The sequence below is a fragment of the Pedobacter sp. SAFR-022 genome, from assembly GCF_051965375.1.
Taxonomy (GTDB): domain Bacteria; phylum Bacteroidota; class Bacteroidia; order Sphingobacteriales; family Sphingobacteriaceae; genus Pedobacter.
Genome location: NZ_JBQCME010000002.1, coordinates 261319 through 287129, shown reverse-complemented (window position 1 = coordinate 287129; position 25811 = coordinate 261319). Strand labels below are relative to the sequence as shown.

The following is a 25811-nucleotide window of genomic DNA, read 5'->3' as shown; positions in this document are numbered from 1 at the left end:
ATTAAGCTTTGTAGTTGATCGAGTACATAACACCATTATACCTGCGATGGTTTTGATACGAGTTTGTGACGTACTTGCCAGGTGGTTGCTACGTACTTCGTTCGTGTGGATACGTAGCAAACCCGTTTCAACGCCCTGGCAATTTACTACCAAGTTCATTACTGACACTCATCCATAACGCATCCGCCAGCAGGATGCGTAGAAACAAAAAAGGCCTGAACACAAAAGTGTCAGGCCTGGTTGATTAAGATGCTTTAAATGCTAATTAGTTGCCTTGCTGAAATTCAACACTACATAAGCGGTTGTAGATCCATATTCAACAGGAGATTTCAAAACCATAGAGTCGCCGGTAGCAGAAAATAACACCAGGCGGTATCCCTGATCTACATTCTTGGCTTTATCGCCATCCTCAAGTTTCTTGAACTGGAAGGTTTGATCCGCCGGGCTTGCTGACCAGAAAATGCTCTGTGTTTTAGCCACACAGCCCTCTGCCCCACCAGATAAAATGTAACTTCCGTTACCGCTGTTGGTTAAACTCCATGTACTACCATTGAAACAGCTTGCAGAAGCCTCTCCCAGAAAAGATCTAACTGCTATAGCAGGTACGCCTTCGTAACTCACGTTGCTTAAAACCCATGTTCCTGTAACATTACCGCGCTTTATGGTGCTGGCATTCTTTGTTGAGGAACAACTTTGCAACACCATTATAGCACTACACAAAATGGCTGCGATTACTAATATTCTTTTCATAAAATTGTTTTTTCATCATAACTTACACAAATCCTGCCAAAGCGTGGATCAATTAATTCCGAACCTTAATTTTGTTCATCAAAAGAACGTTTTTTAAAATACACTAAAATGAAAACAGAAACCATTGCCATACATGCCGGGAACTTAGTAAAGAGTAATACGGGTGATGTTACTCAGCCACTTAGCTTATCTACCACATTTTTCAGGGATGAAAATGGTGGCTACCCAGGCGGACATATGTATAGCAGGGTCAGTAATCCAAACCGCTCCACGCTTGAAAATTTACTCGCTACGCTAGAAAAGGGTGTCGAATGTTGCGCATTTTCCTCAGGTAATGCAGCAGGAATGGCAGTATTTCAGGCGCTGAAACCTGGCAGCCACATCATCGCACCAGATGATATGTACTGGGGCTTTAAGAAACAGTTGCAGACTATTTTTAAAGACAGTCTGGAGATCGATTTTGTTGACCTCACCAACACCGGGGGCATTGCCGATTACATCAAAGAAAACACGGTGATGATTTGGATCGAAACCCCATCTAATCCACTATTGAAGATCACAGACATCAGGGCCCTCAGTGCGATTACCAAAAAGCATAATTTGATCCTGGCTTGCGACAGCACCTTTGCTTCACCGATATTACAGCAACCTATTACCTTAGGTGCAGACATTGTGATGCACTCCACGACTAAATATATTGGAGGACACAGCGACGTGCTGGGCGGCGCTTTGATTACTGCGAAAAAGGATGAGGTTTGGGAACGAATCCGTAATATCCAGCAAATTGGCGGAGCAGTACCATCACCTTTCGATAGCTTCCTGTTGGTGCGAAGTATCAAAACATTGCCCTACCGCATGCGCGGGCACTGCAGCAATGGTATGGCCTTGGCGCAGTACCTGGAAAAACATCCGCAGATCGAAGCCGTTTATTATCCAGGGCTAGCCTCACATCCCCAACATCAGATCGCAAAGGAACAGATGTCTGATTTCGGTGGAATGATGTCAGTATTGATCAAAGGAGGCTTCGAAGAAGCAAAAAAGGTGGTTAATCAAGTGAAGTTGTTTGCCCAAGCAACGAGTCTTGGTGGCATAGAAAGTCTGATCGAACACCGGGCCTCTGTAGAGGGCCCTGACACCAAAACCCCGGGTAACCTACTGCGCATATCGGTTGGGCTGGAGCACGTTGATGACTTGATTGAAGATTTTAACCAAGCCCTTGGCTAATTATTTTATTTGGCAAACGTATATTTTAGCTCCAAGTATCCGAATTTTAGGTAGCTGAAAATATTTTTTCAGAATAAAATTTTGAACTTGAAGATCTAAAATATACATTTGTGACATCAGCGATGCTGAACTAATCAATACCGGTAAATGGTTTGATTTATTAAGAAGTGGCGAGAGACAGGCTCATTAACCCACTGGCAACCCTCCTAACACGAGAAGGTGCCAATTCCTGACCAGAGGGCATGGAGCCACTGGAAAAATAATATTAAACTAAATGAAAACGAACCATCAACGTCTGTTGGCAGTCAGACAAAATCATTTGCCACAATCCAACCTTCTTATCCTACCTGGAACCAACATTTGCAGAATTGTAGCTGCTGCAGATGATATGTGCTGTTGCATATCTTAAACTCAAAAATCTTCCTTCTATGTTAAGCCATTCAATTAGGAAGGCCTCGTAACGGGGTACGCTTTTTTACAAGAATAATTTTAACTAATTTAAAGATATGTCAACTTCATATAAATTTGAAACGCTGCAACTACATGCAGGTCAAGAGATTGATCCAACTACAGGATCTCGCGCAGTACCAATTTATCAAACCACTTCTTACGGATTCAAGAACTCAGAACATGGTGCAAACCTGTTTGCATTGAAGGAATTCGGAAACATTTACACCCGTTTAATGAACCCGACGACGGATGTTTTTGAGAAGCGTATCGCTGCACTAGAGGGCGGTGTAGCTGCTGTGGCGGTAAGTTCTGGTCAGGCAGCCCAATTCCTTGCCTTGACAAACATTCTACAAGCGGGCGACAACTTTGTTTCTTCGACACACCTATATGGTGGCAGTTACAACCAGTTTAAAGTCTCTTTCAAAAAGCTGGGTATAGAAGTAAAGTTTGCACAAGGTGATAATCCGCAGGATTTTGAAGCCAAGATAGATGAGAAAACAAAAGCGATCTATGTAGAAACCATTGGAAATCCTTCGTTCAGCATTCCTGACTTTGAAAGGATCTCCTCCATAGCTCAAAAACATGATCTGCCATTGATCGTAGATAATACCTTTGGTGCTGGTGGATACCTGTTCAGGCCGCTGGAACATGGGGCGAATGTTGTTGTAGAATCGGCAACGAAGTGGATCGGCGGACATGGTACCAGCATCGGCGGTGTAATCGTTGACGGCGGAAACTACAACTGGGGCAATGGTAAATACCCGCAGTTTACCGAACCGTCCGAAGGTTATCATGGTCTGGTGTTCAATGATGTTTTTGGAATTGGTGGTCCTTTTGGAAACATTCAATTCGCAATCCGTACAAGAGTTGAGGGTTTGCGCGACTTCGGTCCTTCCATCTCTCCTTTTAACTCCTTTTTACTGATTCAGGGTCTTGAAACCTTATCATTACGTGTACAGCGTCACGTTGAAAATGCTTTGGCTTTAGCAACATGGTTGGAGAAACATCCTGCGGTGAAGAGTGTAAGTTACCCTGGACTAGAAAGCAGTCCATATCACGCTTTAGCGAAGAAATACCTTCAGAATGGATTCGGCGCGGTGTTGTCTTTTGAACTTCAGGGGGAAAAAGAACAGGCTATTACGCTGGTAGACAATCTGAAATTGGTGAGCCACCTGGCCAATGTGGGTGATGCAAAAACGTTGATCATCCAGCCTTCTGCAACAACACACCAACAATTGAGCGCTGAAGAACAACGCCAGGCAGGTGTAACACCTACACAATTGAGAGTATCCGTTGGTATTGAACATATTGACGACATAAAAGCTGACTTTGAACAGGCATTTCAGAAGATCTCGGGTACGGATGTTGCAAGCTAATTTGAAATGAGCGAAGTACAATATTTTCATGCCGCAGAAGGCCTGACACTCGAAAGTGGTAAGCAACTGAAGAACTTCAGAGTTGCTTACCATACTTATGGCCGGCTGAATGCAAAAAAAGATAACGTGATCTGGGTTTGTCACGCACTGACGGCGAATTCAGATGTCTTTAGCTGGTGGACAGGGCTCTTCGGTAAGAAAGAGTTGTTCAATCCTGAAGAACACTATATCATATGTGCCAATGTAATTGGTTCCCATTACGGGACCACTAATCCTTTGTCTCTAAATCCAATTACGGGCAATGCCTACTATCTTTCCTTTCCTGAGTTTACCATCCGTGACCTGGTTAAAGCACATCAGCTGCTCGCCGCCCATCTTGGGATTGAAACGATCAAGGTTTTAATTGGAGGTTCTCTTGGAGGACAACAGGCGCTCGAATGGGCCATCATGGCCAATAAGGAAATTGAAAACCTGGTCCTGTTGGCATGTAATGCAGTGCATTCCCCATGGGGCATTGCATTTAATGAAAGTCAGCGGCTCGCGATAGCGACTGACCGAAGCTTTTATGCACAGAAAAAGGACGGCGGGAATAAAGGGCTTAAAACCGCGCGTAGCATAGCTTTACTGTCCTATCGCACCTATGAAGCTTATGGGGCTACGCAGTTGGAGAGTTCCAATGAGAAAACCAGTGATTTCCGGGCCTCCTCCTACCAAAATTATCAAGGGGAAAAGCTGGTTAAGCGCTTCAACGCTTACAGCTACTGGTATCTTACCAAAGTCATGGATAGCCATAATGTTGGTCGTGGCCGACAAAGCATCACTGCTGCACTTGCTGCAATTAAATCGAATACCCTGGTGATCGGCATTCAGAATGACGTATTGTTTCCAGTGTCCGAGCAAGAATTCATTGCACAACATATACCCGGCGCGAAGTACCACCTGGTTAACTCTGCGTATGGACACGACGGCTTTTTGATCGAGACACAGGCACTTACGGGCTTGATCAGTAACTTCCTTAAGGAGCACGCAAATAAGAAAATTGTAAAATTAATACAGACTGCATAATGAGTGAAAAAATAAAGATTGGACTTTTTGGTTTTGGCGTTGTTGGCCAGGGTTTACATGACGTAATTCTTGGACAAGACCTAAATCTGGAGATCATCAAGATTGCCATCAAAAACCCAGAGAAGAAAAGGAGTCTTGACCCTTCCTTATTTACCACCAATCACCAGGAGATCTTCGATCACCCGGAAATTAATACCATCGTTGAACTGATAGACGATGCAGATGTCGCCTTTGAAATTGCAAAAAAGGCGCTAAGCAGCGGCAAACATGTTGTTTCCGCTAATAAAAAAATGATAGCGATCCATTTGGCGGAGTTGGTTGAACTGCAGCTGAAGCATGGTACCTCATTGCTGTATGAAGGTTCTGTATGCGGCAGTATTCCGATCATCCGAAACCTGGAAGAATATTACGATAATGAGCTTCTGCATGGGATCAGTGGTATCTTCAATGGTTCATCGAACTACATACTTTCAAAAATATTCAATGAAAAGCTGAACTACCATGTCGCTTTAAAACAGGCACAGGATCTTGGATTTGCAGAAACTGATCCGATCTTAGACGTGGGTGGCTATGACCCAAAATTTAAGCTGACCATTGTTGCTGCACATGCTTATGGCCTGTTCCTGAAGCCGGAGGAGATCCTCAACGTCGGGATACAGCACATCTCAGACCATGATATCCGCTACGCAAAGGAAAAGGGCTACAAGATTAAACTTGTACCTACTGCGAAAAAGATTGGCAGTTCAGAGTTGATCACCTATGTATTGCCAAAATTCATCAAACCGGACGACTTCCTGTACAATGTAGAAAATGAATACAATGGTGTAACCGTGCAGGCTGCATTTGCAGACAAGCAGTTCTTTTTTGGTAAAGGCGCTGGAGGACATCCGACAGGATCAGCTGTTTTATCTGACATCACTGCTTTAAGGTACGGCTACCGCTACGAGTACAAGAAGTATCACCGTCAAGGCAGCCTTAGCCATTCCAATAAGGTGAATATAGAGGTTTACATCCGCTATGTGGAAGAAAGCACTTTAGAAAAGCTGCAGGTGAGTGATATTGTTGAACGGTTTAGCCGGAACGATTACAAGTATGTAATCGGAATGGTAAGCCTGGAGAATTTGTTAAAGAATAAAGATCTTCTGGAACATGGGGATGTCTTTATTGCACATACTGGAGATTACTCCTTTTCGGAAGCAGCGTTGGAGATTGCTGCAGATGAAGAAGCGCTAATACTTAATTAGTTTTGTTTGTTTAATGAAAAAGGCCGGTTTTACCGGCCCTTTTTGTTTACAAGATATTTTAGATTTCGCGATTGATGTCCCAGTTTTCAAGGTACTCGGCAACTCGCTTCACGAAAGAGCCACCTAGCCCCCCGTCTACTACCCTATGGTCGTAAGACAAGGACAAATACATCATATGTCGGATGGCGATTACATCACCAAACTCCGTCTCGAGCACTGCAGGTTTCTTTTTGATCACGCCCACAGCCAGGATAGCCACTTGCGGCTGATTGATGATCGGCGTACCCATGATGTTACCGAAAGATCCCACATTCGTAATGGTAAAAGTACCACCCTGGGTTTCATCTGGCTTTAGTTTGGAGTTCCTTGCACGGCTTGCCAGATCGTTCACTGATTTGGTTAGTCCCACCAGGTTTAGCTGATCGGCCTTTTTGATCACAGGGACAATAAGATTTCCGCTTGGTAAAGCCGCGGCCATTCCAATATTAATGTCTTTCTTTTTGATGATCTGGGTACCGTTTACAGATACATTGATCATCGGGTAATCTTTTATGGCTTTCGTAACGGCTTCTACAAAGATTGGAGTAAAGGTGATCTTCTCGTTTTCACGCTTTTCGAAATTCTTCTTTACACGGTCTCGCCAGAGCACCATATTGGTTACGTCAGCTTCTACGAATGAAGTTACATGCGGAGAAGTCTGTACACTCATCACCATGTGATCGGCGATCAGTTTACGCATGCGATCCATTTCGACAATCTCATCACCGCCACTTACGCTAACTGCTGCTGCTGGCTTAGCTACAGCTGCTGGTGTTGATGGTATTTGTTGTGAAGCAGGTGCTGCCGGGCTTGGTGTACTACTGTTGTCCCGCGCTGCGATATATTTCAATAGATCGTCTTTGGTCAGGCGGCCTTCGGCGCCTGAGCCCTCAATCTGATCAAGCTCTTCATTGGATATATTTTCCTGCGCAGCAATGTTCCTGACCAAGGGCGAATAAAAACGATCTCCGCTGGTACTGCTTTCGGTCATTGTTGCTTGTTGAGCTGGCGCCTCTTGTGTCAGGGCTGCAGGAAGTGGAACTTCCGGAAGTTCGCTGACCTCTTCTGTAGCTACAGCTGGCGGAGTTGTGGCTTCGCCCTCTGCCGTTTCAATGATCGCGATTACTGCACCTACTTGTACAATTTCGTCTTCTTTATAGAGCTGCTTGACAAGGGTTCCGGCAACTGGCGCAGGAACTTCAGAATCGACTTTATCGGTAGCAATCTCGAGTATGGTATCATCCAGTTCAATGCGCTCACCAGGTTGTTTGGTCCATTTGATAATGGTTGCTTCTGCAACGCTCTCCCCCATTTTGGGTAACAGTAATTCGTATTGAGCCATTTTAATTCGGTAAATTATTATTTGGTTTTCCCAGCAAAAGTAAGTGTTTTCGGGAACTTATTATTGATCTAGTTTAAGGCGGCTTAAAAGCAAGGTTAATGCAGAGGCAGCAGCACGTTCAATATTCTGTGTGCGTTTATTGCCGAAATTGAATTTCCTGGCTTCCACACCATGCCTGCTTGCTACTGCAATCCACACGGTGCCAACGGGTTTGTCTGGCGTGCCACCATCGGGACCAGCAATACCGCTAACGGATATTGCATAGTCTGTTTTAAAATTTTGCAAGGCACCCGAGGCCATCTCTTTTACGGTTTGTTCGCTTACCGCACCAAATTCCATGAGGGTTGAAGCCTGTACACCAAGTACAGCCATCTTCAGGTCGTTAGCATACGTGACGGCACCGCCGCTGAATACTGCCGAACTTCCCGGGTGTTTGGTTAAAAGGTGTGCAATGTAGCCGCCAGTGCAGCTTTCTGCAGTAGATAGGCTGAGGTTCCTGGATTTCATGATATCCGATACTGCTTTTTCTAAGGGGATATCATCTTCAACCACTACAAATTCGCGGACCTCATCTGCAATCATTCTGGAGTACCGATCAATGTCGGTATGCAGCTGTGCTTCATCTCTCGAACTTCCGCTTAAACGTAGCCGCACTTGGCCCAGTTTAGGCAGGTATGCAAGCTTAATATATTCGGGTAGTGCTGCTTCGATCTCCGCAATCCGCAAGGCTAGGAAAGACTCACCGATGCCAGCGGTCAGTATGGTCTTGTGGTAGATGAATGGAAGGTTCAGTGCTGCCTTCAAACGTGGCAACACTTCTTCTTCCATCATGTACATCATCTCATAGGGTACGCCTGGCATGGAAACGAAGATCTTTCCATGTTCATTGAACCACATGCCGGGAGCCGTACCGTTCCTGTTGGGCACCACCACACAGCCATCAGGAACATCTGCCTGCATGCGATTGAGCTCAATCATCGGCCGGTTGGCTCTTTGGAAGATGGCTGACACTTGTTCTAACGTTTCTTCATCCCGACGAAAGCCCATGTTAAAGTACTTGGCCAGGGTGCGCTTCGTGATATCATCTTTTGTGGGTCCAAGTCCGCCGGTGATCAGGATCACCTCGGCGCGGCTTTCGGCAAGTTTCAGCGCATCAAGGATGTGCTGTTCATCATCCGATACCGAGCTAATCTGTTTTACCCGGATGCCAATGTTGTTTAACGTTTGAGCCATCCAGGCAGAGTTCGTATCAACGATTTGCCCTATGAGAATTTCATCTCCGATGGTAATAATTTCTGCTAGCATATGTTAGTCATAACGCGAGTAGTAACCTTGTTGTTTGCTTAACTTAAGGTCCTGAAGAATTGATGCTTTAACTTTGATGGTAATAGAATAGCTCTTGTAATAACCGAAAGGTACCCAGTTGATACTCATGTCCCAGCAATGTAGATCACGATAGATCGCGATGTTGGTTAATGAAATGTCCTTTCGTTCGAAATCGTAACCAGAGTTAAACTGTACTTTCAGTTTTTCGGTTAAGTTGAAATCGCCATTGAAAGTTAATGCATTGGTGATTCTGGAGTTTGTGCCCTCCGGACTGGTAGAATATTGGAAACTGTAGGCAAAGGCAAAGTTCCATGGAATATTGAAGTCTACAAAGGCGTTAGGATCTCTACTGATGGCCCGAAGTTGTGCATCCTGCTCAGGTGTGCGGCCCGTTTTAACGGTTTCTTCATTCACCCGGTCGATGTTTTCGTTTCTCCGTTTGAAAGATTCAGGATTCAGACTGTAATCGAATGAAAAACCAAAGCTGGTTAAACGTGGAATGGTGTACTGGTCGACCAACCTTTTCGTGATCCGGCTGTTGATTATGGTGTCGCCTACCTGATAAGGGTTCAGGATACCATTATAGTTGATCCCCAGTTTATCTGTAAACTGAGAACGGCCACTGAAAGAGATGGTGGAAAGCTTGAAAGCCGGTGCCAGGAAGTTGTAAGATCCCGAGAAGTTCAAACCCTGGATTACTGGGATCTTCCTGAAGCCTGTACCAGTGGTGTCTTTGTCTGACCTTACTTTCGCTTCAACGGTGTTGTCTAATCCAAAGCTCAGTAATGCCTGCTCCCCTTGCGAAGGTCCGGTGTAAAGGGTTCTTTCAAAGATGGAATACCTGCGATTTCTTCCCGGATAAGAAGGATCAAGTACCGGACTGCCATCCTGATAGCGAAGTTCGTTGTAATACCCTTTTCTAGGATCGGAAAAATCCGGTTTATAGCTCAGGTTAAAGTTTGGCGTCATGACATGTCTGATGGCACTGATTTTACTTGAACTACCAAACTGTGCCTGGTTGTAGATCTTGGTAGACATACCGATACCGATGTTGTATTCCCCGGAACGTTTGAATCCTTGTATGGTATCGTAAGTTAATGAGTCAGGGCGGTTCACCAGTCTCAACATCTTCTGTTGCACAGACTGAAAGTGCCATTGCTCATTGTACTGCGCATTCACGTTGAAATTGAAATAGTTTGCAACGTTGAATGGTAAACTGATTGGAATGTTGTGGTTAAAACCATTCTGGAACCTTTTAAACCCGTCTTTATCAAAAAGCTTGTCTTCAGTTGTACTTACCGTATTATTGGCCTGCAAGGAATAACCGAGCGTTAACTTCTGATACCACTTTTGTTCCCCAACCCTATTCTTGGAATCAAAAGGATTGATGGTATTCATACTTAGGTTTACCTGCGGCAAGGTTAAGCTTATGGTTTTACTCTGGATCTCCTGGCTGTGCCCTAATGCCGCCGTAAGATTGAAGATGCCCATGGTTTTTCCGTAGCTCACACTGGAAGCGAGGGTATTTTGCGATATGGCACGAACGTCATAGGTATTTCCAGCAGCCGTAGCCCGGTTATAAGAAGATGTTCCTGCATTCACATAAGCACTAAAAACGGTTCCGGGATTTGCATTCGCATTCTGGCTATGGGTCCAGTTGATATGGAAGTTTTTCTGCGGTTCGTACTCCGGTGTACCTTCAAGTCCGTTTCTGGTGCTTGCATACGATATATTGACGTTACCGTTGTATTTATACCGCTTCAGGTAATTGGAGTTGATGTTGGCTTCATAGGATCCCCGGGTAAAAATGGTCCCCATAATGCGGGCATCGAGGTAATCATTGAAACCTAGGTAATAACCGGCATCGCGAAGGAAGAATCCTCGTGTAGCATCTTCACCAACACTCGGCAGAATGATTCCGGAGGACTTTTTATTGGGCTTAGGAAAGAATGCAAAGGGAAGACCTATGGGAATCGGGATATCTTCAATTTTAAGGTAAGCAGGTCCGGTAATGATCTGATGTTCTGCAACGATCCCTTTGGTGATATAAATACCGAAGTGTGGATGTGGCAGGTTACAGGTACTATAGGTCATCCCCTTTACATGGATCTCATCATCGGGTTGTTTCTTACTCTGGCCTCCGGAAAAGAAACCACCCTCCTGTTCGGTGAAGGTGTTGTACACGGTACCCTTTCCTGATTTGGTATTGTAAAGCAATGAGTCAGCAACGGATGAGCCTTCCTGTTCCATCTTGAAGATTGGTTTACCGTAGTAACGTCCTTTCTCGTCCTTCAAACCGCTGGCGAAGATGGTGTTGTTTTTGGAATCGTATCGAATGTACTCTGCATCAAGCTCAAAGCTTTGGTAAACGACGCGTGCATTTCCATACAAATACATGATGCTTCGGTCTTTGCTGTATTTTGTAGAGTCGCGTGCATAGGTTTCTACCCTATCACTTAAACCTCCTGCAGGAGGCGTCTGGCGCTTAGCCGTATCTTGGTTCAGGGTATCTTGCTGTGGTATAACCTGGATCATCGCCAGGCCCGCAAAGCCATAGGACTTATTACCTGTTACAGCTAATAAAATGAATGAGGTAACTAAAATGATTGACCGTAAAAGTTTCAAATTCGTGTGTGAATGTTATTTTTGCATTAATGTATAATCCAAAACGTCCAAAATTAATCAAAAATATACCATTGATAAGTCCAAATGCTATAATGATGGTATTTATTTCTTTGCTAACCATCATCTCCTTTGATAATCAAGCCTTTAGCCAGGGATACAAAATAAAAACCATCGTCATTGATGCGGGTCACGGTGGCAAAGACGGCGCCACCAGAGGTGCCTTTTCTACTGAAAAAGAAGTTGCTTTAAAAACCGCTCTAAACCTAGGAAAGCTCATCGAAGCCGAAATGCCTGATGTCCGGGTGGTTTATACCCGTACTTCAGATGTCTTTGTGCCATTATACGACCGCATCGGCGTTGCCAACGAGTCTAAGGCGGATCTTTTTATCTCCATCCACTGCAACGATATGCCCCTTCGCCGGAGTACCGTAACAACAGGTTACCGCAAGCTAAAAAGCGGAAAACGGGTACCGATCAGGAAGACAGTTTATAGAAAGAGCACTTCCACCCGCGGAACGGAAACCTTTGTTTCTGGTATGGGCCGGATGAATGAGCAGGATGAGGTGATAAAAAGGGAGAACGCAGCCATTCTACTCGAAGAGAACTATCAGGAAAATTATCAGGGCTTTGATCCGAACAATCCTGAGAATTATATCATACTTTCGTTGATGAAGAATAACTTCCGCGAGGCTAGTTTAAACTTCGCCAAGATGGTGCAGAATGAATATGTTAAGGCTGGTCGCATAGACCGCGGCGTACAGGAGAAAAGTCTCGCTGTGTTGGCCAGAGCGGGTATGCCGGCGATTTTGACGGAGATCGGCTTTATCTCCAATCCCGAAGAAGAAGAATATATGAACTCCGAACTTGGTCAGGCGGAGATCACCAGAGGACTATTCAATGCAATTTCAACATATAGAAAAACGGTAGAACATAATTAATGAGCGGAATTTGTAGGAAGGAAATGCGGAAATACTTTAGATTTTTTGTTTGCACATTATTGGCTGGTAGTAGTTTAGCAGTAAAGGCACAAGGTGAGAACTACCGGGTAAAAACAATTGTAATAGATCCGGGCCATGGCGGTAACAAACCTGGCGCCAGGGGCTCTTTCTCGACGGAGAAAAACGTAGCCCTGGAAGTAGCGCTAAAACTGGGAAAAAGATTTGAGGAAGATATGCCTGAGATGAAGGTGTTATTCACCAGAAAAACTGACGTGGATGTAGATTTCCTTAAGCGGGCAGCAATTGCCAATAATGCGAAGGCAGACCTCTTCATATCGATCCACTGTAACTCCGTAGCGAGTTCAAGAGCCAGATCAACCTATGGAACGGAGACCTTCGTGGCGGGTTTACACCGCATAGATGAGCAGAATGTAGCCATTCGGGAGAATGCGGATATTAAGCTTGAAAAGAACTATAAGGAAAAATACGACGGGTATGATCCAAACGATCCTGAAACTTTTATAATACTTTCTTTGTTTAGAAATAACTTCAGGGCTAAGAGCACTGAAATTGCGAAGTTGATCCAGTCGAATTATGAAAAGAACGACAGGATAAACAGGGGCGTTAAAGAGCAGGGTTTATTGATCCTACAGCGCGCGGGAATGCCGGCTGTACTCACGGAAATTGGCTTCATCAGCAATCCTGCGGAGGAGAAATATATGAATTCGGAAAAGGGCCAGAATGAGATTGTCGATGCCATCTTTAACGCAGTGAAAAAATACAAACAACAAAACGAATAAATAAAAACCAGGATCGAGTGAAAATAGCAAACGAAACCAAAGTGGGCATACTAGCTGCCTTTGCCATAGCCTTATTAATCATCGGGTATAACTTTCTAAAAGGCAATTCCATTTTTTCAAACGAGACGGTACTATATGCCAAATACCCAAGGGTTGACGGTTTAGGAGTATCCAAGCCAGTGCTGATTAATGGATTTCAAATTGGTCGCGTAGACAAATTACAACTACAGCCCGACGGTTCAATCGTTGCAACACTGAAGATCAATGGCAAGTACGACATTCCTAAAAACAGCATTGCACGCCTGGAGAGCACTGACCTTTTAGGTAGTAAAGCGATCGTTATGGGACTTGGTACCGGCACCGTGTTCGCACAGGAAGGCGATACCTTGAATGCCAATGTCGAGAAGAACCTGATGGAGGCTGTTGAGCCGGTGCAGAAAAAGGCAGAAGTGATGGTTGGAAAGTTAGATTCCATCCTGACCTCTATCAATTCCATCATGAATCCAAACTTTCAGAAGAATGTTGACAAAAGCTTTAACAGCATTGCTTCTACGCTTGCATCCTTGGAAGCAACTTCAAAAAAGGTTGATCGTATGGTTGGTACCGAAAGTTCTAAAGTTGAAGCGATCATGAATAATGCGGTATCGATTTCAAATAACCTGAAAAACAATAACGAGAAGATCAATTCAATTCTGAACAACTTGAATACCGTAACCGATCAGGTTGCTGCCGCTAACTTTAAGCAGACGATCGACAACGCTAATCAGGCGGTTGCCGAGTTGCAGGGTGTCGTGGGCAAAATTAACCAGGGACAGGGAAGTTTAGGTTTACTGGTGAACGACAGGCAGATGTATGATAACCTGAATAATGCCTCAAAAAGTTTGGATAATCTCCTTATTGACCTGAGAGAAAATCCTAAACGCTACGTACACTTCTCGGTATTCGGAGGCGGAAAGAAAGATAAATAAAGATTATTAAATCAGATAGGTTACACCTTCGAGTGCCAGTTCGGTATTCGGAAATACTGCAGCCGCTTCATCAAGGAGCGGCTGCAGTGTTTTATAACGGGACGAGAAATGTCCGATCAGAAGTTTACTTGCACCGGTTTGCTGCGCAATCTCAGCGGCCTGCAAAGCAGTGGTATGGTGCGTAAAAATTGCCCGGTCCAATAGTTCATGTAAAAACGTTGCTTCATGATAAAGCACTGTACTGTTCTTGATGCTATCCAGGTAAGTGCCATCGGCAAGTGTATCCGAACAGTAGCAATAGGTTTTTGGTTCGTTGGAATCAACGGTATAGTCGATGTTCAGAATGGTTGAGCCATTCGGAAGATCCAGATCTACCCCACGCTTTAACAAGGGATAATATTCTATCGGCACCTGATCTGCCTCAAGTTTTTCGACCAGCAGTTTTCGAAGGCGTTTCTTCTCTCTGAACTTAAAACCCGTACAGGGGATGCGGTGGTTTAAAATGATGGTCTCGACGCTCAGGTCTTGGTTCTCATAAATACAGGTAGGTTTATCTGCCTGTACCGCGGTAAACTCGATTGGAAATTTAAGGCTTGTGTCGGAATGTTTAAACTGAAGGTTTAATATTTCAAGTAAGGGTTCCGGACCAAAGATCTTCATCGGTTTGGTCCGGCCATTGAGGTGCATGCTTGATAGCAATCCAATTAGTCCAAAGTAATGATCTCCATGTAAGTGACTGATGAATACGTGGTCAATCTTACTGGATCTTATGCCATATTTAATTAGCTGCTGTTGGGTACCTTCACCGCAGTCGATTAAGTAGAACTTTTCATTACAATTGAGCAGTTGCGCCGTAGGGTTTCTATTATAGACCGGCGTTGCAGAACTACTGCCTAAAATGGTTACCTCAAATTTCATTTGTTATTTCACTTCTTCGTCTAAATCATCTTCGTCGTCTTCGTCACCAGCTCCGCCACCTAGAAGGTCTTTTTCAACTTCTTCCATGAAGATCAGGTCCTCTGCTTCACGCAGCTTTGCAACAAAGTTTAAGGATTCGTCAAGACCGGAGATTTCGATGATCTTCTCGAGCGAATCGTTCACACCTGTGATCAGGAAGTGTCCATTTGACTTCTTGCACAAGCGGTCGCCAACCAGCAGGCAGCTTAGGTCCTGGCTATCCTCACAATCCTTTACCATAGAAAGATCCATGATGATGTTACGATATCCCTGAGAGTTCAACAGGATAAATTCAGATTTCAATAGTGGTGCATTGTCGTTGGTAAAAGTTTCCTCATTCAGCTTAACAACAACGTACTTTTCGTGTTTATCAACAATTAATGCCATTCGTTTTTGTATTTAGGTGCGTTTGTGTTTAGGAAAGAGACCTCAGACATTCCTGAATATTAGATTTTATTCGGGTGTAAATGTCTTCGGCTTCATTCTTCACAAATTGATCACCGGTTATTTGTTCGTATAATTCAATGTAACGTTCGGATATGGACTCAATGATCTCTGGTGTCATTACAGGTACAACTTGCCCTACTTTCCCCTGAAAATCATTTTCAATCAACCACTTTCTGACAAATTCTTTAGAAAGCTGCTTTTGTGCAGTTCCATTGTCTTGCCTTTCCTGATATCCTTCAGCATAAAAGTAGCGGGAGGAATCCGGGGTATGGATTTCATCAATCAGATAGATTTGGTCACCCACTTTACCGAACTCGTATTTTGTATCCACCAGGATAAGTCCACGTGAAGCTGCGATCTCGGTTCCACGTTGGTAGAGCGCACGAGTGTAAGCTTCCAGCTGTTCATAGTCCTTAATTGAGACAATGCCCTGCGCAAGAATATCTTCGCGGGAAATGTCTTCATCGTGCCCCACGGCAGCTTTCGTGGTCGGCGTAATGATTGGCTCAGGAAGTTTATCGTTTTCCTTCAATCCCTCTGGTAAAGACACGCCACAAACGCTGCGTTTACCGGCGGTATACTCACGCCAGGCATGACCTGCAAGGTAGCCTCTGATCACCATTTCAACTTTAAAAGGTTCACAGATGCGGCCAATCGTTACCATTTCATCCGGCACAGCCAAAACCCAGTTCGGCACAATATCTTTAGTGGCTTCAAGAAACTTGGCTGCAATCTGATTCAGAACCTGCCCCTTGTAAGGAATTGCTTCAGGGAGCACGACATCGAAGGCGGAGATACGGTCGGTAACCACCATCGCCATAAACTGGTTCGAAATGGTGTAAACATCTCTGACTTTACCCTTGTAAAAATTTGTTTGTCCTGGAAACTGGAAGTTGGTTTCTTTAATTGCCTTCATTCTGTTGGTATTCGCGTGTTATATTTTGATGCCTTTTTGGGGCTGTAATTAATGAAGCTCCCGGTTATTGAATATCGCCGTAAGCTTTTAGTATTCGTTTTACAAGTTTATGCCTTACCACATCTTCCCCGGTTAGATAAATGATATCAATACCTGGAATATCTCCGAGAATTCTTAGTGCGTTGTGCAGACCCGACATTTGCTTCTTTGGTAAATCGATCTGCGTAACGTCACCAGTAACAATGAATTTCGCCGTTGGGCCCATCCTGGTCAGGAACATCTTCAGCTGAAGATCGGTGGAGTTCTGGGCTTCATCAAGGATCACGAAGCAGTTATCCAATGTTCTACCACGCATGAATGCCAAAGGAGCAATTTCGATGGTCCGGTTCTCCAGGTACATTCTGAGCTTATCTGCAGGGATCATGTCGTCTAAGGCGTCATATAAAGGTCGTAGATATGGATCTACCTTTTCCTTCAGATCCCCAGGAAGGAAGCCAAGGCTCTCCCCTGCTTCTACTGCCGGGCGTGTTAGGATGATCCGCTTCACCTCTTTATTTTTCAATGCACGTACGGCGAGTGCCACTGCGGTATAGGTTTTACCAGTACCCGCAGGTCCAATGGCAAATAGCACATCATTCTTAACGATGCTGTCGACCATCTTTCGCTGGTTGGCCGTACGGGCCTTGATCATGAGGCCACTATTCCCAAATACGATCACCTCGCCAGTACCTGAAGCAGGTCTGTCGGCTGCCGGAGCATTGTCACTTTCAGCAGGTTTGGTGATCAGTAAAATAGACTCTACGTCGGAGGGTGTCAGCGACCGAAAACGGTCAAGATGCGCAACAAGCGCGTTGAATTTATTCTCGAAATTCTGGAGTTCACGTTCATCACCAAGGACCTTTATATCAGTACCTCTGGCCACGATTTTAAGCTTCGGAAAAGCGAGCTTAATGAGTTCGTAATGTTCGTTATTGGTACCCCAAAATTGTGCGGGATCTACAGATTCTAATGTCAGTTTTTTTTCGTTCAAAATATTGTTTTTTAAGATAGACGTCTATACTTTGATTTAAAAATTGAATATTTGTAGGCTTTTTACCACATAGGCAAGATTAAGCATAAATATTCAAATTTTAATGGCCATTATCACTTTAACAACGGATCTAGGTTCCAAAGATTTCTACCAGGCCGCCCTTAAAGGCAGTATCCTGAGCATCATGCCTACAGCCAATATTGTTGATGTGACCCATGAAGTACCTTCCTTCAACATCTCTTATGCAGCCTTTGTTTTAAAGAATGTTTATCCTTATTTCCCCAAAGGAACAGTCCATTTAATAGGGATAGATTCCGTGTTTAATGAAGGTTCGAAATACGTAGCATTGAAGCATCAGGACCACTATTTTGTAGGTGCAGATAATGGTATTTTTTCGCTGCTTTTTGACCAGGAACCTGATGAAGTCGTAGAGTTAAACATCATGCAGGATCTTAAATATCTGCACTTCCCCCTGGTTGACATCTTTGTGAAGGCCGCCATACATCTGGCTAAAGGAGGACGCATGAGAGACATTGGCGTACCGGCAGATAGCATCGAGGAACGCATGCTTTTACATCCGGTAATAGAAAAAGACATTATCCGCGGAAGTGTAATTTATATAGATACTTTTTGCAATGTAATTACCAATATTACCAAGGACCTATTCACCAGGGTACAGCGAAATCGTGACTTTACCTTATACTTCCGGAAAAGTGAGACGATCACGCAACTTAGCTGGCATTATAATGAGGTGCCGGAAGGTGAGAAACTATGCCTTTTTGGCATCAGTAATCATCTGGAAATTGCAATTAATAAAGGAAAAGCAAGCGGACTGCTTGGTTTGCACCTGAATGACATTGTCAGAGTTGAATTTCATTAGCTTTTATCCTAAGGCATAAAGTTTGATATCCCACAGGTATGATTAAACATTTGCTATTTGTATGCCTGCTTTGCTTCACATTTTTCGCTCAAGCACAAGTAGATACCAACTCCTATCAAACGCAGCGCTTTAAGATCAATGAACTATTAAAAGAACGCAGCGCGAGATTCGGCCAATACGATCAAAGTCTGAATCAGCGTACTGGTATTTTTGGCTTCCAGACTAAAAAAGACATTAAAAATTCCAACGAAATTCTACGGCAAATTGTACTGAATGACAATAATATCTTCAAAGAACTTAAGGTGTTACTGGAGTATAAGGACCTGCAAGTACAGCAGGTACAAAGCAATGCAAAGGCTAGTAATGAAAGGATCAGCGCCTACATGGCAGCGATTAAAAAGCTGCAGGATCAAAATGAAATACTCAGGAAGCAACTTAGTGAACAGGAGAAGGAATCTGGAAATGCATCCTTCTATGTGATTCTGTTGATGGCAGCACTACTCGTAGCCGCTGGCTATATTATCTACACAAAAGTAGCATTGATCAAAAAAATAAGGAACGCCTAAACGTTCCTTATTTTTTATCTTTTGTAAGTCATAGCTGAATGTTCTGCTGAAGATTGCAGCCATGAATTGAGCCTACTTACTGAAATGCCCTATAATTAGATTTGCAAGCTCCGTTCCAATCCGCTCTTGCGCTTCATTGGTCGAAGCACCAATATGTGGTGTAAGTGAAATCTTTGGATGCTGTAAGATTGCAGTTTGTGGTGTTGGTTCATTGTCAAATACATCCAATCCTGCAAACCCTACCTGGCCAGAATCAAGTGCAGCCATTAAGGCTGCTTCGTCGATTGTACCACCTCTGGAGCAGTTTACAACCCCCACGCCATGCTTCATTTTTGCAAACTCTGCTTCACCTAAAATTGGTTTGTCGGCGAAAGGTGTATGCAGCGTGATAAAATCGCTATGCTGAATCACATCTTCGAATGAAACCGTGTCCACTGGGATATCAACCTCAACACCACCTTGAAAATCCAGCTTTATGGTAACTGCAAATGGATGCAGGTCATAAGCAAGTACCTTCATACCTAGGCGCAACGCTATTGTAGCAGCCTCACGGCCAATTCTACCAAATCCAATCACACCTAAGGTTTTGCCCTTCAGCTCTATACCAGGCGCATAAGCCTTCTTTAGCTTGTTAAATGTACTTGCACCCTCTACTGGCATCTTGCGGTTGGCATCTTGCAGGAATCTAACACCAGTAAACAGATGAGCAAATACCAACTCTGCCACTGATAACGAAGAGGCCGCAGGTGTATTTACTACAGCAACACCTTTGCTACGTGCATATTCAACATCAATATTGTCCATGCCCACACCACCCCTGCCAATTAGCTTCAGGTTTGGACATGCATCAATAACATCTTTTCTAACCTTGGTAGCACTTCTCACGGTGATGGCATCATAATTCTGAAGTGCTTCTATTAATTTATCCTGAGGAACAGTTTCTGTATCCACAACGTATCCGGCTTGTTCCAGTAAAGCTTTACCGGTGGGATCAATCCCATCATTAGCAAGTATTCTGATCATTATTATTGATTTGGGTGTTTTTCTGCAAAAGTTTGCATTAAATCTATTAAATGGTGTACACTAGTGATTGGCAGGGCATTGTATATCGAAGCACGGAATCCACCAACACTGCGGTGTCCTTTCAGACCTTCAACACCGTTCTCTTCCACAAACTTTAAGAAGGGTTTTTCCAGTTCTGGATTGTTCATCACAAAACAAACGTTCATCCTGGAACGGTCTTCAACGTTGCAAGTTCCTTTAAATAATGGATTGCGGTCAATCTCTGTATATAATGCCTGAGCTTTAGCGATATTCTCTTTTTCAATTTCTGCAACGCCGCCTTTCGACTTCAACCATCTTAGGTTTAACATGGCTACGTATATTGAAAATACCGGAGGCGTATTGTAAAGTGATCCGCCGTCTATGTGCACTTTATAATCCAACATGGAAGGAATCTTACGTCCGCTTTTACCGAGAAGTTCATCTTTCACCACCACCACGGTTAAACCCGCAGGGCCGATGTTTTTCTGCGCTCCGGCATAGATCAATCCGAATTTCGATACATCAATCTGGCGGCTTAGAATATCAGAGGACATATCACAAACAATGGGAACATTCGTTTCTGGAAAGTTAAAAATCTCTGTACCATAAATGGTATTGTTAGAAGTACAGTGGAAGTATGCGCTATCTGCAGGAATTTCAAAGCCTTTCGGCACAAACGTATAGTTGTCTGATTTAGATGAAGCAACGACATTTGCTTTTCCGAAAGCAGCAACTTCTTTGATTGCTTTTGTTGCCCACACACCTGAATCCAGGTAACTGGCTGTCTGCCCTTCCGGCAACAAGTTCATTGGCACCATAGCGAACTGTAAACTTGCACCACCTTGTAAGAACAACACCGAATATCCCTCAGGCACATTCAACAATTCCTTTACCAGTCGACGGGCCTCCTCAATCACAGCTTCGAACTCGGAAGTTCTGTGGGAGATTTCCAGAATGGATAAGCCATCTTTAAAGTCAAGCACCGCTTGAGATGCCTGTTTAAATACTTCTTGTGGTAAGATGCAGGGTCCTGCGCCAAAATTATGTCTCATTATGTATAAGGGTTTGTATGGATGTAAATATAGTATTTTAGTAGACTATGAAACGGGGAATTAGAGATTTACCGTACCTGTAGAAACGTTTTTAAGGTCCGAGATCATTTTAGATGGGGATTCAGCGGCGAATACAGCACTGCCCGCAACAAATGCAGTTGCACCAGCTTCAACCAGCAAACCGATGTTCTGCAGGCCTACACCCCCATCGACTTCGATGATGAGATTGGGATGAACCGTCATTGCCATCGCCTTAAGTGCACTGATCTTCCGGTAAGTGTTGTGAATGAAACGTTGACCACCGAAACCTGGATTAACCGACATGATGAGCACCAAATCCAGATCTACCAGGATGTCTGTAAGTACAGAAACAGGGGTATGTGGGTTGATGGCGACCCCAGCTTTACAGCCCGCGGCTTTAATGGCCTGCACCGTACGGTGAAGGTGAACGCAGGTTTCGTAATGTACGGTTATGACCTCTGCACCTGCCTGTGCAAAGCGCTCAATGTAAGCATCTGGGTTTACAATCATCAAGTGCACATCGAGCGGCTTCGTTGCATGTTTCTTTATCGCTTCCATCACGGGAAAGCCAAAAGATATATTAGGTACAAACACCCCGTCCATCACATCCACATGAAACCAGTCGGCTTCACTGGCATTAATCATTTCCGTATCACGTTGTAGATTGGCGAAATCCGCTGATAGAATAGATGGCGCTATAAGGTGTTTCATGGTGGTAAATATAAATAAATAAACTTTTTGGATAACAAAAAACCCCGCAATTGCGGGGTTTCGTATGTCAACTGAATAACATGTTCCGAGAACTTATTTCTTCTCCGTAGCCTCTGGCTTCGGTGGGCGCGGCATCAACGCTTTCTTTGAAAGCTTCATTTTGCCTTGCTTATCAACGTCAAGTAACTTAACAGTAACCTTATCGCCTTCTTTAAGTACGCCGTCCATAGTTTCTAAACGCTCCCAAGCAATTTCAGAAATATGTAACAGACCATCTTTACCTGGCATAATTTCAACGAATGCACCGAAAGGCATGATTGATTTTACTTTACCTTCGTAGGTAGCACCAATTTCTGGCTTAGCAGCTATCGCATTGATACGACCAACAGCAGCATCAATTGCAGCTTTGTTGTCCGCGAAGATCTCCACGATACCTTTGTTACCAACCTCTTCAATTGAAATTGAAGCGCCAGTTTCACGTTGCATCTCTTGGATAATCTTACCACCTGGCCCGATTACCGCACCGATAAATTCTTTATCAATGGTAAGCGAAACGATACGAGGCGCATGTGCTTTGTAATCCTCACGTGGCTCAGCAATCGTTTTCTTCATCTCATTCAAGATGTGTAAACGTGCTTCTTTAGCCTGGTTTAAGGCATTGGTTAACACTTCCCATTTCAGACCATTGATCTTCAAGTCCATCTGGCAAGCAACGATACCTTTTTCAGTACCAGTTACCTTGAAGTCCATATCACCTAAGTGATCTTCATCACCAAGGATATCTGAAAGGATCGCATATTTACCGGTTTTCTCATCCGTGATTAAGCCCATTGCGATACCTGAAACTGGTGCTTTGATCTTAATACCTGCATCCATAAGTGCCAATGTACCAGCACAAACCGTAGCCATAGATGAAGAACCATTTGACTCCAGAATATCTGAAACGATACGGATGGTATATGGGTTTTCTTCAAGTCCAGGTAATACCTTTTTCAAAGAGCGCATAGCAAGGTTACCGTGACCAATTTCACGACGACCAGCACCTCTGTTCGGGCGAACCTCACCAGTAGAGAAACCAGGGAAGTTATAGTGTAATAAGAATTTGTTGTAACCATTAACAAATGCACCATCAATCATTTGCTCATCATCCTTAGAACCTAAAGTAACGGTGGTTAATGATTGTGTTTCACCACGGGTGAATACTGCTGATCCGTGTGCTGCAGGCAAGTAACCTACTTCACTCCAAATCGGACGCACGGTACGTACATCACGACCATCTAGACGGATACCTTCATCCAGAACAAGGTTACGGATGGCATCATACTGCACATCATGAAAATACTTCTTTGAAAGGAAGCCAGTAACATCATCGATGTCTTCGCCTAAAGAAGCAATGAAGTCCATAAGGATCTCACCGAACTTATCACCACGTTCGTGTTTAGAAGTTCCGCTTTTTGCAATAGCATATACCTTATCATAAGTCGCTGCATAAACCTGCTCTCTAAGTTCAGGGTTGCTCTCTTCATGAGAATAGGTACGTTTAACAGTTTTACCAACTGCTTCAGTAAGTTCTTTCTGAACCTGAACCTGAACCACAATAGCTTTGTGTGCAAATTCAATAGCTTCCACCATTTCAGCTTCAGAGATCTCGTTTGCTTCACCTTCAACCATTACAATGTCGTTTTCAGTACCTGCAACAAGGAATTCCATGGTAGCACGTTCAAGATCACTTAAGTAAGGGTTGATAACCAGCTGTCCGTCGATTTTCGCCACACGAACTTCAGAGATCGGTCCGTTAAAAGGAATATCAGACACTGCGATTGCAGCAGAAGCCGCTAGACCAGCAAGGCAGTCTGGTGTAATATTTTTATCTGCAGAGATTAATGAAATCATTACCTGCGTATCCGAGTGATAATCTTCAGGGAACATTGGGCGCAATGCACGGTCAACCAGACGAGAGATCAGAATCTCATAGTCAGACAACCTTGCCTCACGGCGTAAAAATCCTCCTGGAATACGTCCAGCAGCAGCATATTTTTCTTGGTAATCAACAGATAATGGTAAGAAGTCGACGCCAGCTTTCGCACCTACTGTAGAAACTACAGTGGCAAGCAACATCGTGTCGCCCATTTTTACAACAACAGCTCCATCAGCTTGTTTAGCCAATTTACCTGTTTCAATTTCGATTGTTCTTCCATCGCCCAGATCGAACGATTTTGTTATTACATTCATTTAAAAAGTGTTGTGGTGTGTTTCCTCTTTCTGTCACACCGGATTTATGTATGGTATTTTATTTTTCAAATTAAAAAAGCCATCCCTGAAGAATGGCTTTTCTTGATATGACTACTCTTACTTAATGATATCTCTAAGCCCTAAAGCTTTGATAATAGCACGATAGCGAGCAATATCTTTCTTAAACAGATAAGCCAAAATTCCGCGGCGTTTACCTACTAGTTTTTGCAATGATAACTGCGTAGAATAATCTTTACGATTTTTCTTTAAGTGTTCTGTCAAATGCGCAATACGGTAAGTGAATAATGCTACTTGACCTTCAGCAGAACCAGTGTTGGTTTCTACTTCGCCGTGTTGTTTAAAGATGTCGGCTTTTACTTCTTTACTTAAATACATTCTTGAATGTTACTAAAGTGTTTATTTTTTAATTAATTAGGCACAAAGATACGTATGTTTTATTTATTACCAAGTACATCATTAAGTATAAATAGGCATAAAATCGATTATTGGCATAATATTGATACGAATTCTAATTTTGCAGCCATATAAAACATAGATGGAAAAGAATCAATACAGCATTTTTGAAACGCAACTCACCGTTAGGCCTGATGATATCGACATGTTTCAGCATGTCCACAACAGCAAATATTTTGATTATGTACTTGCTGCACGATACGAACAAATGGAAAAATTCTATAAGATGCCAATGGAAGACTTCCTGAAAAGCGGCTTTGGCTGGGTGGTAAGAACCGCGATGGTCGACTTTAAACGTCCATTATTGCTGGGTGATGTTCTGAAGATTAGAACCGGTATCTTAACCATCAATGAAAAAGGCTGCAGGGTCCAATTTGAAATTGAGGCGGTACGAACGGGCAAGATCGCATCAGACGGTTATTTCGATTATGTTTTGATCGACACCAATACCGGCAGAGGCTGTAAGGTAAGTGAAGAGATGATCCGGGCTTACAGCATTTAAGACAATCATCCCAGATTTTGTTAAATCCCTAACCTATGAAATATTTAATTAAATCTCTTGCGGGCCTGGCCGTGGTCTCGTCCACTTTCATTGCCACAAACAGCCTTGCGCAAACCTCAGCACAAGCAACAACAAACACAAACGATTACGAACAGATTAACCTGGTTAAGCTGAATGCTGGAGCCTTGCTCCTGAAAACCTTTTCCATACAGTATGAACGGGCAATCAGCAGAAAAAGCTCGCTTGCACTGGGTTTTAGAGCAACCCCAAAGTCCAGCCTTCCATTTAAATCTACTTTAGAGTCCATTATCGATGATGATGAAACCTGGCGGAATGTGCGTAACCTGGAAACTGGTAGCTTTGCAATTACCCCGGAGTTCCGTTACTACCTGGGTAAAGAGCAACTCAGCGGCTTCTATTTCGCTCCCTTCCTACGCTACTCGCATTATACCGCAGAGATGCCTTTCATCTATGACATCACTGATCCCACAACCAGTACCGTCGTAGCGCAGGATGTTATGCCACTTAGCGGAAGTATGAACACCTATACTGCCGGTATCATGATCGGCGCTCAATGGCGATTATCTAAGAAGTTTTATTTAGACTGGTGGATTCTTGGACCAAACTTCGGCGCTTCAAAAGGCAAGATAGATGGTGCCAAGAACCTAAGCCCTTTTGAGCAGCGAGATTTACGGGAACAACTGGCTGATCTGGATATTCCTTTAACCGATTACACGTACGAGGTAACGGATACCGGAGCCAAAATGGACTTTGATGGAGGCTGGGCCGGTGTACGTGCCGGATTAGCCATTGGGTTCAGATTTTAAGCTGA

Annotated in this window: 24 protein-coding genes and 1 riboswitch; of the genes, 11 read left to right on the top strand and 13 right to left on the bottom strand. The window is 43.7% G+C overall.

The features are described from left to right. Positions 1-261: 261 nt before the first annotated feature. Positions 262-750 (bottom strand): hypothetical protein, encoded by a 489-nt coding sequence (locus ACTHQF_RS07130; protein ID WP_440429324.1) that lies wholly within the window; start codon positions 748-750, stop codon positions 262-264. 108 nt (positions 751-858) lie between these two features. Here ACTHQF_RS07130 and ACTHQF_RS07125 point away from each other — a divergent pair, with 108 nt between their 5' ends. The 4 genes from ACTHQF_RS07125 to ACTHQF_RS07110 all read left to right on the top strand — a co-directional run bounded on the left by ACTHQF_RS07125 (position 859) and on the right by ACTHQF_RS07110 (position 6109). After that, complete coding sequence (locus ACTHQF_RS07125; RefSeq protein ID WP_440429322.1) at positions 859-1974, top strand: trans-sulfuration enzyme family protein; 1116 nt, start codon at positions 859-861, stop codon at positions 1972-1974. 154 nt (positions 1975-2128) lie between these two features. Further along, positions 2129-2240: riboswitch (SAM riboswitch) on the top strand. A gap of 240 nt (positions 2241-2480) precedes the next feature. Next, positions 2481-3800 carry an O-acetylhomoserine aminocarboxypropyltransferase/cysteine synthase family protein gene (locus ACTHQF_RS07120; RefSeq protein WP_440429321.1) on the top strand — a complete coding sequence of 440 codons (1320 nt, stop codon included), beginning with the start codon at positions 2481-2483 and terminating at the stop codon, positions 3798-3800. Positions 3801-3806: 6 nt separating this feature from the next. Then, the gene (locus ACTHQF_RS07115; RefSeq protein ID WP_440429320.1) at positions 3807-4865 is read left to right on the top strand and encodes a homoserine O-acetyltransferase family protein; all 1059 of its coding nucleotides are present in this window, start codon (positions 3807-3809) and stop codon (positions 4863-4865) included. Continuing rightward, the gene (locus ACTHQF_RS07110) at positions 4865-6109 is read left to right on the top strand and encodes a homoserine dehydrogenase (RefSeq protein ID WP_440429318.1); all 1245 of its coding nucleotides are present in this window, start codon (positions 4865-4867) and stop codon (positions 6107-6109) included. Before ACTHQF_RS07115 ends, ACTHQF_RS07110 begins: the two co-directional genes overlap by 1 nt. 58 nt (positions 6110-6167) lie before the next feature. Here the strand turns inward: ACTHQF_RS07110 and ACTHQF_RS07105 are convergent, their stop codons facing one another. The 3 genes from ACTHQF_RS07105 to ACTHQF_RS07095 are packed head-to-tail and all read right to left on the bottom strand — an operon-like array spanning position 6168 to position 11441. Beyond that, positions 6168-7490: a dihydrolipoamide acetyltransferase family protein gene (locus ACTHQF_RS07105; RefSeq protein WP_440429317.1), complete on the bottom strand. Its 1323-nt coding sequence runs from the start codon at positions 7488-7490 to the stop codon at positions 6168-6170. 60 nt (positions 7491-7550) lie between these two features. After that, complete coding sequence (locus ACTHQF_RS07100) at positions 7551-8795, bottom strand: competence/damage-inducible protein A (RefSeq protein ID WP_440429315.1); 1245 nt, start codon at positions 8793-8795, stop codon at positions 7551-7553. 3 nt (positions 8796-8798) lie between these two features. Continuing rightward, a complete protein-coding gene (locus ACTHQF_RS07095; RefSeq protein WP_440429313.1) occupies positions 8799-11441 on the bottom strand; it encodes a putative LPS assembly protein LptD in 2643 nt (880 codons plus the stop codon). Positions 11442-11533: 92 nt separating this feature from the next. On the opposite strand from ACTHQF_RS07095, the gene ACTHQF_RS07090 reads away from it, so the two are divergent. From ACTHQF_RS07090 to ACTHQF_RS07080, 3 genes are read left to right on the top strand one after another with little or no spacing between them, the layout of a single operon-like run. Then, on the top strand, positions 11534-12379 hold the full coding sequence (locus tag ACTHQF_RS07090) for an N-acetylmuramoyl-L-alanine amidase family protein (RefSeq protein ID WP_440429312.1): 846 nt from the start codon (positions 11534-11536) through the stop codon (positions 12377-12379). Further along, entirely contained in the window at positions 12379-13179 is an 801-nt protein-coding gene (locus ACTHQF_RS07085) for an N-acetylmuramoyl-L-alanine amidase family protein (protein WP_440429311.1), read from the top strand. Before ACTHQF_RS07090 ends, ACTHQF_RS07085 begins: the two co-directional genes overlap by 1 nt. A gap of 17 nt (positions 13180-13196) precedes the next feature. Continuing rightward, complete coding sequence (locus tag ACTHQF_RS07080; RefSeq protein WP_440429310.1) at positions 13197-14147, top strand: MlaD family protein; 951 nt, start codon at positions 13197-13199, stop codon at positions 14145-14147. Between the two features lie 6 nt (positions 14148-14153). Here the strand turns inward: ACTHQF_RS07080 and ACTHQF_RS07075 are convergent, their stop codons facing one another. The 4 genes from ACTHQF_RS07075 to ACTHQF_RS07060 all read right to left on the bottom strand — a co-directional run bounded on the left by ACTHQF_RS07075 (position 14154) and on the right by ACTHQF_RS07060 (position 17497). Further along, complete coding sequence (locus tag ACTHQF_RS07075; RefSeq protein WP_440429309.1) at positions 14154-15065, bottom strand: ribonuclease Z; 912 nt, start codon at positions 15063-15065, stop codon at positions 14154-14156. Between the two features lie 3 nt (positions 15066-15068). Beyond that, positions 15069-15491 (bottom strand): STAS domain-containing protein, encoded by a 423-nt coding sequence (locus ACTHQF_RS07070; protein ID WP_440429308.1) that lies wholly within the window; start codon positions 15489-15491, stop codon positions 15069-15071. Positions 15492-15519: 28 nt separating this feature from the next. Next, positions 15520-16467 (bottom strand): phosphoribosylaminoimidazolesuccinocarboxamide synthase, encoded by a 948-nt coding sequence (locus ACTHQF_RS07065; RefSeq protein ID WP_440429307.1) that lies wholly within the window; start codon positions 16465-16467, stop codon positions 15520-15522. A 64-nt stretch (positions 16468-16531) separates the two neighbouring features. Beyond that, positions 16532-17497 (bottom strand): PhoH family protein, encoded by a 966-nt coding sequence (locus ACTHQF_RS07060; RefSeq protein ID WP_440429305.1) that lies wholly within the window; start codon positions 17495-17497, stop codon positions 16532-16534. A gap of 103 nt (positions 17498-17600) precedes the next feature. Between ACTHQF_RS07060 and ACTHQF_RS07055 the strand changes: the two genes are divergently transcribed. Then, entirely contained in the window at positions 17601-18377 is a 777-nt protein-coding gene (locus ACTHQF_RS07055) for an SAM hydrolase/SAM-dependent halogenase family protein (RefSeq protein ID WP_440429303.1), read from the top strand. A gap of 38 nt (positions 18378-18415) precedes the next feature. Next, positions 18416-18943, top strand: coding sequence for a hypothetical protein (locus tag ACTHQF_RS07050; RefSeq protein WP_440429301.1), 528 nt, complete (start codon positions 18416-18418; stop codon positions 18941-18943). 72 nt (positions 18944-19015) lie between these two features. On the opposite strand, the gene ACTHQF_RS07045 is transcribed toward ACTHQF_RS07050, so the two are convergent. From ACTHQF_RS07045 to rpsO, 5 genes are all read right to left on the bottom strand, one after another. Next, positions 19016-19966 carry a D-2-hydroxyacid dehydrogenase gene (locus ACTHQF_RS07045; protein WP_440429299.1) on the bottom strand — a complete coding sequence of 317 codons (951 nt, stop codon included), beginning with the start codon at positions 19964-19966 and terminating at the stop codon, positions 19016-19018. A gap of 2 nt (positions 19967-19968) precedes the next feature. After that, positions 19969-21039, bottom strand: a complete 1071-nt coding sequence (serC, locus tag ACTHQF_RS07040) for a 3-phosphoserine/phosphohydroxythreonine transaminase (RefSeq protein ID WP_440429297.1) — start codon at positions 21037-21039, stop codon at positions 19969-19971. Positions 21040-21099: 60 nt separating this feature from the next. Then, positions 21100-21771: a ribulose-phosphate 3-epimerase gene (gene rpe, locus ACTHQF_RS07035; protein ID WP_440429295.1), complete on the bottom strand. Its 672-nt coding sequence runs from the start codon at positions 21769-21771 to the stop codon at positions 21100-21102. A gap of 93 nt (positions 21772-21864) precedes the next feature. Beyond that, complete coding sequence (pnp, locus tag ACTHQF_RS07030; RefSeq protein ID WP_440429293.1) at positions 21865-24003, bottom strand: polyribonucleotide nucleotidyltransferase; 2139 nt, start codon at positions 24001-24003, stop codon at positions 21865-21867. Between the two features lie 117 nt (positions 24004-24120). Further along, positions 24121-24399, bottom strand: a complete 279-nt coding sequence (rpsO, locus tag ACTHQF_RS07025) for a 30S ribosomal protein S15 (RefSeq protein ID WP_440429291.1) — start codon at positions 24397-24399, stop codon at positions 24121-24123. Between the two features lie 160 nt (positions 24400-24559). On the opposite strand from rpsO, the gene ACTHQF_RS07020 reads away from it, so the two are divergent. Together ACTHQF_RS07020 and ACTHQF_RS07015 are read left to right on the top strand one after the other, a co-directional pair. Continuing rightward, complete coding sequence (locus ACTHQF_RS07020) at positions 24560-24979, top strand: acyl-CoA thioesterase (RefSeq protein ID WP_440429289.1); 420 nt, start codon at positions 24560-24562, stop codon at positions 24977-24979. A gap of 35 nt (positions 24980-25014) precedes the next feature. Beyond that, a complete protein-coding gene (locus ACTHQF_RS07015) occupies positions 25015-25806 on the top strand; it encodes a DUF3575 domain-containing protein (protein WP_440429287.1) in 792 nt (263 codons plus the stop codon). The last annotated feature ends 5 nt before the right edge of the window (positions 25807-25811 follow it).

What these genes read in the sequence shown, in the direction of transcription:
- ACTHQF_RS07105 (WP_440429317.1), bottom strand. Translation starts at nt 7,490, where the DNA reads ATGGCTCAATACGAATTACTGTTACCCAAAATGGGGGAGAGCGTTGCA.
- ACTHQF_RS07125 (WP_440429322.1), top strand. Translation starts at nt 859, where the DNA reads ATGAAAACAGAAACCATTGCCATACATGCCGGGAACTTAGTAAAGAGT.
- ACTHQF_RS07015 (WP_440429287.1), top strand. Translation starts at nt 25,015, where the DNA reads ATGAAATATTTAATTAAATCTCTTGCGGGCCTGGCCGTGGTCTCGTCC.
- ACTHQF_RS07110 (WP_440429318.1), top strand. Translation starts at nt 4,865, where the DNA reads ATGAGTGAAAAAATAAAGATTGGACTTTTTGGTTTTGGCGTTGTTGGC.
- ACTHQF_RS07120 (WP_440429321.1), top strand. Translation starts at nt 2,481, where the DNA reads ATGTCAACTTCATATAAATTTGAAACGCTGCAACTACATGCAGGTCAA.
- ACTHQF_RS07045 (WP_440429299.1), bottom strand. Translation starts at nt 19,966, where the DNA reads ATGATCAGAATACTTGCTAATGATGGGATTGATCCCACCGGTAAAGCT.
- ACTHQF_RS07065 (WP_440429307.1), bottom strand. Translation starts at nt 16,467, where the DNA reads ATGAAGGCAATTAAAGAAACCAACTTCCAGTTTCCAGGACAAACAAAT.
- ACTHQF_RS07115 (WP_440429320.1), top strand. Translation starts at nt 3,807, where the DNA reads ATGAGCGAAGTACAATATTTTCATGCCGCAGAAGGCCTGACACTCGAA.
- ACTHQF_RS07130 (WP_440429324.1), bottom strand. Translation starts at nt 750, where the DNA reads ATGAAAAGAATATTAGTAATCGCAGCCATTTTGTGTAGTGCTATAATG.
- serC (WP_440429297.1), bottom strand. Translation starts at nt 21,039, where the DNA reads ATGAGACATAATTTTGGCGCAGGACCCTGCATCTTACCACAAGAAGTA.
- rpsO (WP_440429291.1), bottom strand. Translation starts at nt 24,399, where the DNA reads ATGTATTTAAGTAAAGAAGTAAAAGCCGACATCTTTAAACAACACGGC.
- ACTHQF_RS07070 (WP_440429308.1), bottom strand. Translation starts at nt 15,491, where the DNA reads ATGGCATTAATTGTTGATAAACACGAAAAGTACGTTGTTGTTAAGCTG.
- ACTHQF_RS07085 (WP_440429311.1), top strand. Translation starts at nt 12,379, where the DNA reads ATGAGCGGAATTTGTAGGAAGGAAATGCGGAAATACTTTAGATTTTTT.
- ACTHQF_RS07020 (WP_440429289.1), top strand. Translation starts at nt 24,560, where the DNA reads ATGGAAAAGAATCAATACAGCATTTTTGAAACGCAACTCACCGTTAGG.
- ACTHQF_RS07050 (WP_440429301.1), top strand. Translation starts at nt 18,416, where the DNA reads ATGATTAAACATTTGCTATTTGTATGCCTGCTTTGCTTCACATTTTTC.
- ACTHQF_RS07100 (WP_440429315.1), bottom strand. Translation starts at nt 8,795, where the DNA reads ATGCTAGCAGAAATTATTACCATCGGAGATGAAATTCTCATAGGGCAA.
- ACTHQF_RS07055 (WP_440429303.1), top strand. Translation starts at nt 17,601, where the DNA reads ATGGCCATTATCACTTTAACAACGGATCTAGGTTCCAAAGATTTCTAC.
- rpe (WP_440429295.1), bottom strand. Translation starts at nt 21,771, where the DNA reads ATGAAACACCTTATAGCGCCATCTATTCTATCAGCGGATTTCGCCAAT.
- pnp (WP_440429293.1), bottom strand. Translation starts at nt 24,003, where the DNA reads ATGAATGTAATAACAAAATCGTTCGATCTGGGCGATGGAAGAACAATC.
- ACTHQF_RS07090 (WP_440429312.1), top strand. Translation starts at nt 11,534, where the DNA reads ATGATGGTATTTATTTCTTTGCTAACCATCATCTCCTTTGATAATCAA.
- ACTHQF_RS07075 (WP_440429309.1), bottom strand. Translation starts at nt 15,065, where the DNA reads ATGAAATTTGAGGTAACCATTTTAGGCAGTAGTTCTGCAACGCCGGTC.